Source organism: Streptococcus sanguinis (assembly GCA_013378335.1).
Taxonomy (GTDB): Bacteria; Bacillota; Bacilli; order Lactobacillales; family Streptococcaceae; genus Streptococcus; species Streptococcus sanguinis_I.
The window spans coordinates 1,395,060-1,407,808 of sequence record CP040556.1; the positions used below are offsets into that span (position 1 = coordinate 1,395,060).

The 12,749-nt window shown below is 40.9% G+C and carries 11 protein-coding genes and 2 pseudogenes; all 13 read right to left on the minus strand.

The annotated features are described in order from the left end of the window. Window positions 1–21 precede the first annotated feature (21 nt). The 13 genes and pseudogenes from FFV08_07315 to pstB all read right to left on the minus strand — a co-directional run bounded on the left by FFV08_07315 (window position 22) and on the right by pstB (window position 12,698). Window positions 22–1,418: pseudogene (locus tag FFV08_07315) on the minus strand (peptidoglycan-N-acetylglucosamine deacetylase). A 61-nt stretch (window positions 1,419–1,479) separates the two neighbouring features. Further along, window positions 1,480–1,866 (minus strand): lactoylglutathione lyase, encoded by a 387-nt coding sequence (locus FFV08_07320; GenBank protein ID QLB52432.1) that lies wholly within the window; start codon window positions 1,864–1,866, stop codon window positions 1,480–1,482. A gap of 160 nt (window positions 1,867–2,026) precedes the next feature. Next, window positions 2,027–3,417 (minus strand): annotated as a pseudogene (locus FFV08_07325) (HAMP domain-containing histidine kinase). Beyond that, window positions 3,407–4,081 carry a response regulator transcription factor gene (locus FFV08_07330; protein QLB52433.1) on the minus strand — a complete coding sequence of 225 codons (675 nt, stop codon included), beginning with the start codon at window positions 4,079–4,081 and terminating at the stop codon, window positions 3,407–3,409. The pseudogene FFV08_07325 and the gene FFV08_07330 overlap by 11 nt, the downstream one beginning before the upstream one ends. Before the next feature lie 104 nt (window positions 4,082–4,185). Further along, window positions 4,186–4,668: a hypothetical protein gene (locus FFV08_07335; GenBank protein ID QLB52434.1), complete on the minus strand. Its 483-nt coding sequence runs from the start codon at window positions 4,666–4,668 to the stop codon at window positions 4,186–4,188. A gap of 306 nt (window positions 4,669–4,974) precedes the next feature. Beyond that, entirely contained in the window at window positions 4,975–7,515 is a 2,541-nt protein-coding gene (locus tag FFV08_07340) for a M1 family metallopeptidase (protein ID QLB52435.1), read from the minus strand. A 165-nt stretch (window positions 7,516–7,680) separates the two neighbouring features. Then, the gene (locus FFV08_07345) at window positions 7,681–8,007 is read right to left on the minus strand and encodes a hypothetical protein (GenBank protein QLB52436.1); all 327 of its coding nucleotides are present in this window, start codon (window positions 8,005–8,007) and stop codon (window positions 7,681–7,683) included. Between the two features lie 8 nt (window positions 8,008–8,015). Beyond that, entirely contained in the window at window positions 8,016–8,312 is a 297-nt protein-coding gene (locus tag FFV08_07350; GenBank protein ID QLB52437.1) for a hypothetical protein, read from the minus strand. A 10-nt stretch (window positions 8,313–8,322) separates the two neighbouring features. After that, the gene (locus FFV08_07355) at window positions 8,323–9,645 is read right to left on the minus strand and encodes a hypothetical protein (protein QLB52438.1); all 1,323 of its coding nucleotides are present in this window, start codon (window positions 9,643–9,645) and stop codon (window positions 8,323–8,325) included. Continuing rightward, entirely contained in the window at window positions 9,636–10,265 is a 630-nt protein-coding gene (locus tag FFV08_07360; GenBank protein ID QLB52439.1) for a hypothetical protein, read from the minus strand. The genes FFV08_07355 and FFV08_07360 overlap by 10 nt, the downstream gene beginning before the upstream one ends. Before the next feature lie 258 nt (window positions 10,266–10,523). After that, window positions 10,524–11,114, minus strand: coding sequence for a hypothetical protein (locus FFV08_07365; GenBank protein ID QLB52440.1), 591 nt, complete (start codon window positions 11,112–11,114; stop codon window positions 10,524–10,526). Between the two features lie 157 nt (window positions 11,115–11,271). Then, window positions 11,272–11,925, minus strand: coding sequence for a phosphate signaling complex protein PhoU (phoU, locus tag FFV08_07370; GenBank protein QLB52441.1), 654 nt, complete (start codon window positions 11,923–11,925; stop codon window positions 11,272–11,274). A 14-nt stretch (window positions 11,926–11,939) separates the two neighbouring features. Further along, window positions 11,940–12,698 carry a phosphate ABC transporter ATP-binding protein gene (gene pstB / locus FFV08_07375; GenBank protein QLB52442.1) on the minus strand — a complete coding sequence of 253 codons (759 nt, stop codon included), beginning with the start codon at window positions 12,696–12,698 and terminating at the stop codon, window positions 11,940–11,942. Between the last annotated feature and the right edge of the window lie 51 nt (window positions 12,699–12,749).

Consider the following 12,749-nt stretch of genomic DNA (forward strand, 5'->3'; position numbering starts at 1 on the left):
AAGCTAAACCCAAGGACCGTCTTAGTCTCTGCCGTAATAAATACGATGGGGCTCTAGCTGACCTTCCAACAGCTCATCAACCGTCACCAGAGTATAGCCGTTACTCTTCAGATACTCGAGGACACTTGGCAGAGCATCAATACTGGTCTGGTGAATATCATGCATGAGAATAATCGAGCCTGGTTGGGTTTTGGCAATCTCTTGCATAATGGCTTTAGTATTGCGTGTCTTCCAGTCTAGACTGTCTACATTCCACATGATAAAGGACTGGTCAACCGAATTTTGGATTGTAGCATTAATAGCTCCATAAGGAGGCCGCGTAATCGTTGGCTTGATGCCTATGACATTGTTAATAGCGGTCTGGTATCAAGGATTTCTTTTTGGGCTGTCTCCAGAGGAAGTTTAGTTAAGACTGGATGGTCCCATGTATGAATCCCAATCTGATGACCTTCATTGTGCACGCGCTTGACAATCGCTTCATTGCCAGCAATGTTTTGCCCAACCATAAAGAAAGTCGCCTTGGCACCATATTTCTTGAGGATATCCAGAGCCTGCGGTGTTGTCTTAGGATCTGGACCGTCATCAAAGGTCAGAGCAACCATCTTCACATGCTTCTTAGCCTCAAAACTCTGATAAGCTGCCAAGTCATCGCCGGTCAGATAGTCCGCATTAATCTGGTCATAAAAGCTAGATAAAGGAACGTCAATGCTGGTTAAGCCTTGCACTTCCTTACTCAGCTTAATAGAAAAATGGCTGTACTCATAGCGGAAGGACCACTGACCCAACTCCATTCCATTAAGGCTGTTGAGAATTTCTGTCTGTAACGCTTCATCGGTCTGCCTAAAGGTCAGCTGGCTGGATATTTCGTTGATGAAGATTTCCTTAGCTGCATCAGGATCCTGAAAGAGCATATCCAGAGTGAAAGGGCTGCCGTCTGCACCGAGATAGCTGTCAGCAATTTCCCGCTCCTCTCCTTTACTGATCTTCATCTCTTTGACATGATAGTCCTTGCGATGCACCAGTACTTCTTTGACATCCTTCAGGCTCGTTTCGTTTTCCTCGGCATAGTAGAAGGTCAATTCCTCAATCTTATCGCCCTTCTTCTGATTATCCTTAATCGTCTGGCTATCTGCGTCCATCTGCTCCTTGACGCTTGCCACGACCTGACCATCTAGCAGAGGATAGAAGGCCTCTACATAGTGGCTGCCAATCATCTTGCTCTGCTTTTCAGTATTTTCAGCGTGCAAGGTCTCTTCTTGGGCAATCAGCACACTAACCTTCTCTTGCAGTTCCTTTTCTTGGAAAATTGCGTAAATTTTTACAGCACCCAGAAATAGAGCAGCAACAAAAGCTAAAGCTAGCAAGCTGAGAACGATGAGTGTTTTCTTACCGTGTTTCTTGTTATTTTGTCTTTTCATACACCTATCCTAAATGAATAAAAATCATCATTTATCTTGCAAAATTAACTGCAGCTAGATGTTAAAGACTCTTCTCACGAATGACTTCCACCTTGTAGCCATCAGGATCTTTTACAAAATAATAATTAGGCGGGTTGCCAGGAAGACCTTTTGGATCTGTCACTTCATAGCCTTTGGCCTTGTGCTCAGCGTGCAGACCTTCCAAGTCTGGCGTGCTAAGTGCCACATGAGCAAAGCCATCCCCAATCACATAAGGACCATGGTCATAGTTATAGGTCAGTTCCAGCTCATAATCATCGCCTTCCAAACCTAGATAAACGATAGTAAACTGATAATCTGGAAAATCCTTGCGACGAAGCTCCTTAAAACCAAAAGCCTCTGCATAAAAAGCAATAGACGCTTCCAAATTCTCCACACGCAAACAAGTATGTAACATTTTTGATGCCATAATTTCACCTCATTCTTTCTTGTCTATTATTATACCCTATTTTGGGCAAAACTTATATTAAATTTTTAAAAAAGTAAATGAAAGCAGATAAAAAGCAAGCCATTAAGGCCTGCTAAGAATTGTTGTTCAAAAAATGGTTGACGAAAAGCGAGCTTTCCTGCTATTTAACAGAGCGCTTTTTCGTTTCCTTCAGTAGCAGTTTAACTTCAAAGACCGTACCTTTTGGTTTGTTGTCCTTGGCATAAATAGTGCCCTTGAAAGCATCGACAATCTGCTTGGCCAGAGAAAGCCCCAGACCAAAGCCACCTTTCTGACGGGTCCGAGCCTTGTCAACCCGATAAAAGCGATCAAAAATCTTCTTCTTATCTTCGTTGCTGATACCAGGTCCATTATCTGCTACCCGAAAGATGAGATAACGATCGCTTGAAGCAGCCGTGACACTGATTTCGCCGTCATCATCTGTGTACTTGATAGCATTGTCAAACAGGATGGTCATCAGCTGCTTGAGCAAAATTTGATCTGTCACAATAGGGTGCTTGATCATATTTTCCGAATGAAAAGTTTTTTTATTCTCCCTTGCGATAATGCAGTAATTAGCAAAGGTCGTATCAAAAAATTCCGGTTCGACTTCACCATATTGGGGCTTGATACCATCATCACGACGAGCCAGATTGAGAAGATTGGTCGTCAGCAAACGCATATTGCGTACTTCATCCAAGCTAGAAGCGATATTTTCACTGCTCTGCATAATTGTTGCTTCAGGCTTACGAAAGAGCGTTTCTAAGCGGCTCTGCAAAACAGCCAAAGGTGTCCGCAGTTCATGACTGGCATTTTCCACGAAAGCCTTCTGCTTCTGGATACTTTCCAGCAAGGGCTTAACACTCATCCGAGCCAGATAAATACTGGCAATCAGGGAAATACCCCAAAGCTGACCATAACCATGACAATCAACTGCTCATGCTTGCCGCTAGTTTGCTCCAGCTGGCTGATGCTAGTCATGACCACAGCGTACTTAATATCTGGATATTCATTATTGGGGTCAATATCAAAGAGATAAGCCCGATAGCTTTCTGTCTGGCCAAAGCTGTTGCCAATTACAATTTCCTTAATCTGATTCAGATAGGACTTGTTAAAGTCCAAGGAATTAAAGTCCAGAAAGCCATCGCTCTTGCTAGTGGAAATATTTTTATAATTATCATCCAAAAGCAGGGCGAAAGTGTTAGAACTAACATTTGGCGTCGTCAGATTGTCAGACTTAGACTCTTCGTTTGGATCGCCATCTGGCTCTTTACTACTTTTAGGACTTTTAGTGTTGACCTTATTGCTAGGATCAGACTGCTGACCTGTCGTCCGATAGGCCAAATCTGCTACCGAACTAGGATTATTACTCAGGTTTTTCAGATTTTCATCAACTGACGTATAAAGGCTGGAACGCATAACCTGAATAATAATCAAGGTCATGGCTGAGAAGATTAATGTAAACAACCCAAAATAGCGAATGAAATAAGAGAAATCATCCGCATAAAAGGTCTTCTTGATTTTATTCAGCATCTTTTAAAATGTAGCCGACACTACGAAGAGTATGTAGGTTTTTCGCAAATGCCGTTCCTTTCAGTTTTTTACGAATCTTGGAAACGTACACTTCAACAACGGAAACAGTGGTATCACTGTCAAAGCCCCACAGACGGTCAAAGATTTGGGTCTTAGGCAGGATTACATTTTGATTTTGCAAGAAATAAACCAAGAGGTCGAATTCTTTACCAAGCAACTCTACGTCTTTACCGTCTTTCAATGTTGAATTTGTGGATAGATTGACCGTCACATCACCATAAGAAAGAGCATTCTCGTTGAATTTACCTGCACGTTTCAAGAGCGCCTGAATCCGCATTTTCAGTTCTTCCAAATAGAAAGGTTTTGTCAGATAGTCATCAGCGCCGAGCTCAAAGCCATGTCCTTTGTCATCCAAGCTTTCCTTAGCTGTCGTGATCAGAACAGGGGTTGTGACTCCTTTTGCCCGGAGTTCCTTAAGCATTTGGAAACCATCCTTCTCAGGCAACATGAGATCCAGCAAGATGAGGTCATAAACACCGCTCTCTGCTTCATAAAGGCCTTCTTCGCCATCAAAAACCTGCATCACATCTGCAAAATCATCTAAAAAATCAAAAACTGAGTTTGACAGTCCAAGGTCATCTTCTACTAATAGAATTTTAATCATCTTTCTTTCCTCCAATAAAACTTCCCAAGAATTATGTCTTTTGGTTTTTGTTTTATTTGTTATTCTTATTATATCATGACTTGGGTCAAAATCAGTAATTTTTTCTACGACTGCGACGTTTTATTTTCTTTTGTCGACTTATTATTGTTCTTGTCCGATTGTTCATTTGTGTTCGTTGAAGACTTTTTCTTATTTTTCTCCCCGTTGTCATTTTGCTGAGCAGAAGAATTCTTGCTCTTGTCCTTGCCCGACTGCTGACTGTCTTGAGGCGGCATTCCTTGGTCTTGACCGTTTTGTCCTGAACCACCATCCTGTGGCGGCATGCCATTACCCGGTCCGCCGTTTTGACCATTCTGACCTGGTTGCGGAGGCATGCTATTTCCTGCATCCTGACCATTTTGTCCCTGCTCCGGTGCTCCAGACACAGTAGCGGGCTGTTGAATAGCTGATTGCTGACTGTTTGTAACGTGAATAGCTGTCGCAAGACCATAACCGCCCAAAAGTCCAACTGCTAGAGCACCACCCGTTGCAACCGTCAGCCACCATTTGGTACTTTTTTCTACAACAATCATTTTTTCCATATCCATTTAATCTATTACCTTCTTTCTTTTTTAATTTTTCTGACTCATTCTTTCAAGCAAGAAGCTAATGCAGCTTACAAGTCATCCCATACACATCCTTTCACTAGAATAGCATTATCATATAGATTTTTACTTAAACAGGACTGAATTTTTTCTTAAAAAAGACTAAAAATGCGAGAAATTGGAAATAAAGCTCTTTATTGTAATTCATATAATGCAATAAATTGAACTTTTATTTTCAAAATTTTATAACACAAAAAACCTGAGATAGGCTACTATCTCAGGCTGTTCTAGTCATTATAATCAAATCCATTAAATCGCAGCTCGAATCGCTTTTTCCACTGCTTCTTTCTCGCGTTTCACCAGTTCAACACGCGCAGCGATTTCCTTGATTCCCATGCTGATGTTTCGGCTAATCGCCATATCATCCAACTGTGGCTCAAAGAAGGCTTTGTACTCTGCCAATCTCTCTTCTGTCTTGAAGATTACTGCTGGGCTAATGACAAAGCTATCAAAGCTCATATCGCCACCTAGCGCTGCCTTGATCCAGTCCCAATTCTCACGCGCCCAAGTCCATACTGCTTCTTGAGTAAAATCACGGCTGAGGAAGCGGGCATACCAAGCTGACAAATCCTGCGGTTTCACAGTAAATTTATCCTTCCAAGTCGCTAACAGTTCATCCAAGGTTTCCTTGTTCTTCGTATAAGAAAGGGCTGTAGAAAGAGCATTTTTAAAGCTTCCGTCATTTGAAGCGACATATAGGTCCAGATAAAGCTTAGTCAGCTCCTTGCTTTCATGATGCTTGATTTGGTTGATCAATACCTGCAGGCGAATAGCGGCAGGGAGTTTTTCCAAATTATCACGATAGCGGTCAAAAATCTGGCTAGCTTGAGCTCTAGCTGTCTCATCGTCCGCCTTAATCATATTACCCACAATCAGCTGACGAACCATCTCATCCTCATCACTTTCGCCTTCCTGTTTTTCAAAACCAAGACGGTCGAAATTACTTTGACTGAGAACTTTCAACAGGGCTTTGTAATCTTCTTCTGTCTGACTGCCTTCATCCACAAAGCGATTCAACCCTTCTAGTACTTGGGAAACAGCTGAAACCACCATATAAGAAGTTTCGTTTGCCAGCTTACTGATGACTGGCAGCAGGTCCGCATAGGAAATCATACCTGACTCTGCCAAAAGTCGACGCTCCTGCACGATTTGCAGTTTACTGATATTGTCCAAAGAGCTGAGATTATTCAGAAGAGCATCTAGCAACTCACCTTGATAATCTGTAATATAGTGGGCCGTGTTTTCTGTATTGAGACGCAGGGCTCCTTCATTTTGCGCTACCAAGGCTGCATAATTAGGAATTTCCAGTCTTTCTGTCGTCAGAGTATCAGGAAGTCCTTGCCAGTTGCTGTTGAGCGGTACTGGCCAGAGGCGCCCCTTGTCCTCGTGCTCCCCAATGAAGAACTGCTTCTGGGTCAAAATCAAGCAGTCATTTTCGACCTTAGCAGTGACAACTGGATAACCCGGCTGCTCCAGCCAAGCATCCATAAAGGCAGCTACATCACGGCCAGAAGCTTGAGAAAGAGCATCCCAAAGATCACGACCGATGGTATTGCCATATTGATGCTTCTCAAAATAGGCGCCTAGCCCCTTACGAAAGGCATTGTCTCCCAGCCAACGGCGCAGCATGTGCATGAGACGGCTGCCCTTGGCATAGACGATTGCCCCATCAAAAAGAGTATTAATTTCATCAGGGTGCTTGACCTCTACATGGACTGACTGGACGCCATCTGTCGCGTCACGCTTGAGGGCATAAGGAGCTCCGCTGGTCTGGAAATCTTCAAAAATCTTCCAGCTAGGCTCAATCGCATCAACTGAGACATACTCCATCATATTGGCAAAGCTTTCATTGAGCCAAAGGTCGTCCCACCACTTCATGGTCACTAGATTTCCGAACCATTGGTGGGCTAGTTCGTGTGCAACAACCAAGGCAACTGTCTGACGGCTCAGAGCTGTTGAATTTTCATCCACCAGCAAATAGATTTCCCGATAGGTTACCAAGCCCCAGTTTTCCATAGCCCCCGCAGAAAAGTCTGGCAAAGCCACGTGAAGTGACTGAGGAATAGGATACTTGACTCCATAATATTCTTCGTAAAATTCAATACAGCGAACCGCAATGTCTAAAGCAAACTCTAGATTGCTCTCTGGGTGGGCCTTGGTCGCATAAACTCCTACCAAAGTTCCATTCTTGGTTTTAGCAGTAATTCCTTGCATATCACCTGCAGCAAAAGCCAAGAGATAGGAAGACATACGTGGAGTGGTTTCAAACTTCCAAACACCAGTCGCTTTGCGGTTTTCAACATCAATTTCCGGCATATTAGACAGGGCCAATTCACCCTCTGCTTGGTCAAATTTCAAAGCCAAATCAAAAGTTGCCTTAGCCTCTGGCTCATCCACACTCGGAAAGGCTTCGCGTGCAAAATGGCTCTCAAACTGCGTAGAAATAATCTCTTTTTTCACACCATCAACCGTGTAGTAAGATGGGTAAATCCCTGTCATATTGTCCGTAATCTTACCAGTATAATTTATGGTCACCACTACAGACCCAGTTGCTTCCAGCTCAATATAAAGAGCTTCATTGTCCTTATCAAGAGTGAAAGGGCGAGCTTGGCCAGCCACCTCTACAGCTTCAACCGTCAAATCTTTTTGATGCAGGGAAATCTTACTCGTCTTAGCTTCCCCAGTAATGGTCACCTTGCCTGAAAAAGTCTTGTCGGCACGATTCAGATCCAAAAAGAGATCATAGTGCTCAGGAACAAAAGTTTCAATAAAATGTTTAACTGCTTGCATAAGCTTCTCCTCATCTAGCGAACAACATGGCAAGATTACTCTGCCATACTTGTCCGCTTATAATCTGTTATTATTGTATCATATTTAAAGGATTTCAGTGCAGAATAAATGCAAACAAAAAGACAGGAAAAGCTGTCCATTTGGTTTATGATAATAGAAGAAAGATCAAGGGTTCTTCTTTTCTTTCTCAAGTTCCTCTAATTTTTTGTTATAGATTCGATTTTCTTCGTGATAAGTTTTGTTTAGCCGTTCTTCATAACGCCGAATCTTTCTCTCAAAAATTTCCCTGTTTTCCTCTATTTGGCTTAATTCATATGAGGGGACGGTATCAGGACTATTGCGACAAAAAGATAATATCCATTCGCTCATTTGCTCTGAAACATTTTTAGCCTCTCGTCTCATGTCCTGGTAATCCCATTCATACTCGCTGGCTTTCTTTCGAAAAGCTATATGCTCGTCATCAAGGCGCTTAATTTTTTTCTGAATATCCATACTTCCTCCTATAGGATAGGGCTGACCAAATCAGGCTTTGGAACAGCGCCTAGCACCTCTTTGACTGAATCTGCCGCCCCACCAGAGAAAGCCCCAGATAAGTCCTCAGGCACTTGAGAAGACGCAAAAGACTTCATAGTCTCAGCTTGATTATCCAGCCAGCTTTGCAAAGCTTGACTCTCCTCAAGAAAAATGGCTCTTTTAGATGAAATCAAGCCACGAATTGCAATACGTTCCTGAATCTTTAAATATTCTTTTTTTATACGTTCGGCTTCAGCTCGATCTTCTGTATTTGGTTCAATCATGCTCTTCCTCCTAACTTTTCTCGAAAATCTGGGCACCTTGTTGATCGATTTCTACTATCCTATCTGCAGCTTTGTTTAAGTTCCCTGCAATATTAGTCATAGTATTTTTATAAGAGCTTGCTGAGGCAAGGGTAGATGCTTCTGTTCCGTCATTCCAAGCAATTGACATGCTCAACTCAGATAATAAGCCCTCTATCTCATCAGCAGAAAGATTGTGGGCTAGGGTATAAGCTGCATCTCTCAGTTCTTTGATATGATTTTCAACACTAGATTTAGCACTTTTTATCTTATCTTTAATTTCTTGCTCATATACTTCAGCTTGAAGCTGAGCCGTTTGCGCACTTGTACGAACGAGTTCCTCTCTTAAACTAATTTTTTTGTCGCCAGAGCTAGTTCTTAAAGAAGCATGCAACTTATCAATGCGTTGTCTATTTATGGCGATTAAATCCTGCTTAGAAGGCTCAGGAGCAAAAGGTCCGTATTCTAATTCATATCGTCTAATCAATTCTGGCCTAGCCATTGTTTTATAAGCATTATCAATACTAGATTTGCTTAATCTTTTGTCAACAATTTTTTCAACTTGGCTCTTCGTCATTCCTGAACAAAAAAGACCATTTTTTTCATACCACTCAAAATCTGGACTATTTCCATTAATCTTGGGTAAACCGGCATTATGATGTTTACCCTCGACAGTAAATACTTTTCCATACGGAATAACCCCTCTGTGGCCACCCCAACTTGTTAAATCTTTACCTTGATCACTATATGAATGCAAGTGATTATTAAGATATGCTAATTCTTCATTACTAATCGCCTTATAATCAGCTGAATTTTTGTACAATGCAGCCCATGCACCCCAGTCCATGAAATTTGTAATCTTCTGGACTTTCATTTCCGCAGCTACTTTAGCAACAGCTGGTCCTGATTGACTAAATCCAGACATATTACTAATATCAACTTCCTGTCCTGTTCCAGCCATTTTTTTAGCCTTAGATAATGATTGATTATAAAACTCCCGAACGTCCTTTGTCTGTTCTGTTAATTGAACTCTTGCTGTTACTGCATTGAATCCAGATTCTAAAACATGATTATTAATATCTCCATCAGGATCTTGAGTTCCAGCAACGACAATAGTAGTTTGAGTGTAATCTGGGTTACCTTCCTTATCAAGAGGCGCAACAGCAATAGCTTGGGTGGTTTCATTGATTTCGTTGATTAACCTATACTTATGATTAGTTCTGGGGATTGTATAGTCTTTTCCAGCATCGCTTTCTTTTATTATATCAAGCACATTGACTTGTAGCTCTTGCATTTTTTCATCTGTCAACGCCATTCCAAATGATCTCCTTTCCTAATTTCTGTATTATAGAGAATTTCCGCTTTTTGACTACCTTTTTCACTTTTTACCACATCTTTTAGGTGACCAGCATTGACAAGCGCTTCAATATTTTCATCAATTTCTTTAACAGAATTAAGTTTTGCATTTTCAGGTAAATATTTACTATCAGATATATCAATAAATTCACTACCAACTCTTATTTCAATGATTTCTTCATCCCAGCCATTAAAATCGAGTCTAATACTACTAAAATCATCATAATGAGCAAATGTTTGATTTCCAATTTTTTTACCTAAATACGCCTTACCTCCATATTCATCATAAACTATAGGAACAATATTGGCATGAAACATATATCGTCCGTCACCTCCTCGAACTAGTATAGGTGAAAACTCAATTTTACTAACTCCTGAATAGTGTTCTTTGATGTAAGTCGCCAGTTGTTCTTCCAACAAACGAAATCCTCGTTTGTAAAGTTTCACTCCTTTATCATCTAAAACGTCACTAACATTATATGGAGAGTTTTGGTGTTCAATCCACTTTGTCATACAATATACTCCTCCTGAAATTAAAACTATAAGAACGGCAATGATCGCAATTTTTTTTTTCTTCATTATTTACTTACCTCACACCTTTATAAAAACGCTTTTATTTTTTAATTATAGTATATCACAATATTTCTAGTCATACCATTATTTCTGGTCTCATTCATTTCTTTATAAAAGCGCTTTTAATTATCTGTTTATGATATCTTAAATCTTTTACATAAAAAAGTTCTATTTCAAACCCTATAAATAACTTCGCTTTCATTCTTTACGTTTTTCTTAAGACCAAACTATAATCTTTGAACCTCTTGATCAGGCAAAGCCACATCATTCTTCCTCTTTACTTAGTTTAACATTATAAATAATCTGAGTTTCTGGGCTTCCTTTTTCATCTTTCACAACATCTTTTAATTGACTGTCTTCAACCAATAAAGAAATATTTTCATCTGTACTTCTAGCCTTCGTGAGCTTTGCTTCGTCTGGCAAATGTTTTGCATTTGAAACATCAATCTCATTACCTTCTGAGTCCATTAATTCTATAACATCATTTCCTGAAACATCAAAATCAAGAAAGATATGAGTACCCAAACCATAGCTATTAGGTGTGTAGTTCTCTATTGTTGTTCCTAATGTTGCTTTGTTCCCATATTTATCATAAATCGTCGGACGTACATAGGCATTTGAGAAAGTTGACCCTTCCTCAGTAATGTAGATTGGGGAAAACTCAATCTTTTCAATACCTTTATAGTGTTCTTTGAAATAGGTTCCATATTGTTCTTCTAATAGTCGAAAGCCATGCTGATAGAGTTTGGCTGTTTTGGGGCTAAGGTTAGGTTTTGTCAGTTTATTATAGACGAAGATCCCACCAGATATCAAGACAAGAATAAGGGCAAGTGTCGTAAAAATTTTTTTCTTCATTATTTCCACCTAAATACTTCACTATAAAAATATATTACATCCTTCATATTCTTATAGTGTAACATAGCCGGAGTCAAGTTCCAATGAAAAACTGGATACTTGAGCCTCTTCATGAGTATACAAAAAAGATACGAAATAAACCGTACCTCTTTGTTCATCACAACTCAATAATTTTACCTGTTTCAAAGTAAACAACCCATTCACAGATATTCTTGGCATAGTCGCCGATTCGTTCTAGATAAGAAATAACTTGGAAGTAGTCACGGCCAGTCACAATCAGTTCTGGATTTTGTTTGATTTCCTCTGTAGCAAGATCGCGAATATCATCAAAGTATTGGTTAATTTTCTCATCTAGCGCTGCTACGGCATAAGCTTGGTCTACATTTCCATTGAGATAGACGTTTAGGGTTTCTTCGACGAAGTTCTTAACATCACGCCCCATCTTGCTGATAGCATCCTCTACGGACTCGATGCGGACTTCTCCCTTCATCCGAACAGCAGCTTTGGCGATAGATACGGCGTGGTCGCCCATGCGTTCCAAGTCACTGCTGGCTTTCAGCACGGTGATAACGGTCCGCAAATCCTGAGACACAGGTTGCTGCAAGGCGATGATTTCCAGAGATTTTTTCTCCAGTTTGACCTCGTATTCATTGACTTTAGCATCGTCTTCAATGACCTGACGAGCCAGTTCACGGTCATGTGTGACAAAGGCACGCACCGTCCGATTAATCTGCGATAGGACTTCATTTCCCATCGCATAGAATTGATTATGAAGTTTTTCTAAATCTTCTTCAAATTGTACTCTAAGCATAAGATTCCTTTCTGTTATCCGAATTTACCAGTAATATAGTCTTCGGTCTCTTTGTGGGCCGGATTGAGGAACATCTTTTTGGTTTCATTAAATTCAATCAGGTCTCCGCCAAGGAAGAAGCCGGTCTTCTCAGAAATCCGAGAAGCCTGCTGCATGGAGCGAGTGACCAAAAGCATGGTGTATTTGTCTTTCAAGCTGTAGAGGGTTTCCTCGATTTTCCCTGCTGAGATTGGGTCCAAGGCTGAAGTTGGCTCGTCCAAGAGAATGATTTTAGGGCTAGTAGCTAGCACGCGGGCCACACAGACCCGTTGCTGCTGACCACCGGAAAGACCAATTGCAGAATCATGCAGACGGTCCTTGACCTCATCCCAGATAGAAGCACCAATTAGGGAGCGCTCAACTGCTTCGTCCAAAACAGCCTTGTCCTTGATGCCATTAATCCGAAGTCCATAAACCACATTTTCATAAATGGTCATAGGAAAGGGATTAGGCTGCTGGAAGACCATTCCGATTTCCTTGCGAAGCTCTACCGTATCTGTCCTCGGACTATAGATATTGTGACCGTTATAAATGACCGTTCCTGTAGTCGTTACTTCTGGATTCAGGTCCCCCATTCGGTTGATGGCCTTGAGCAAGGTTGACTTACCTGAGCCTGACGGTCCAATCAAAGCCGTAATCTCATTTGGCATGAAATCAAGTGAAACGCTATTAAGGGCTTTCTTTTTATTATAATAAACCGACAAGTCCTTGACTTGTAAAATAGGTTCTGTCATACGTTTTTCCTTCATTTTATTTTACATTCAACCAAAGACTAAGCTTGTTGA

Excerpts from the sequence above, each read along its gene's own strand:
- FFV08_07350 (QLB52437.1), bottom strand. The coding sequence starts at position 8,312 with ATGATTGAACCAAATACAGAAGATCGAGCTGAAGCCGAACGTATAAAA.
- FFV08_07345 (QLB52436.1), bottom strand. The coding sequence starts at position 8,007 with ATGGATATTCAGAAAAAAATTAAGCGCCTTGATGACGAGCATATAGCT.
- FFV08_07360 (QLB52439.1), bottom strand. The coding sequence starts at position 10,265 with ATGAAGAAAAAAAAAATTGCGATCATTGCCGTTCTTATAGTTTTAATT.
- FFV08_07335 (QLB52434.1), bottom strand. The coding sequence starts at position 4,668 with ATGGATATGGAAAAAATGATTGTTGTAGAAAAAAGTACCAAATGGTGG.
- phoU (QLB52441.1), bottom strand. The coding sequence starts at position 11,925 with ATGCTTAGAGTACAATTTGAAGAAGATTTAGAAAAACTTCATAATCAA.
- FFV08_07365 (QLB52440.1), bottom strand. The coding sequence starts at position 11,114 with ATGAAGAAAAAAATTTTTACGACACTTGCCCTTATTCTTGTCTTGATA.
- FFV08_07340 (QLB52435.1), bottom strand. The coding sequence starts at position 7,515 with ATGCAAGCAGTTAAACATTTTATTGAAACTTTTGTTCCTGAGCACTAT.
- FFV08_07330 (QLB52433.1), bottom strand. The coding sequence starts at position 4,081 with ATGATTAAAATTCTATTAGTAGAAGATGACCTTGGACTGTCAAACTCA.
- FFV08_07355 (QLB52438.1), bottom strand. The coding sequence starts at position 9,645 with ATGGCGTTGACAGATGAAAAAATGCAAGAGCTACAAGTCAATGTGCTT.
- pstB (QLB52442.1), bottom strand. The coding sequence starts at position 12,698 with ATGACAGAACCTATTTTACAAGTCAAGGACTTGTCGGTTTATTATAAT.
- FFV08_07320 (QLB52432.1), bottom strand. The coding sequence starts at position 1,866 with ATGGCATCAAAAATGTTACATACTTGTTTGCGTGTGGAGAATTTGGAA.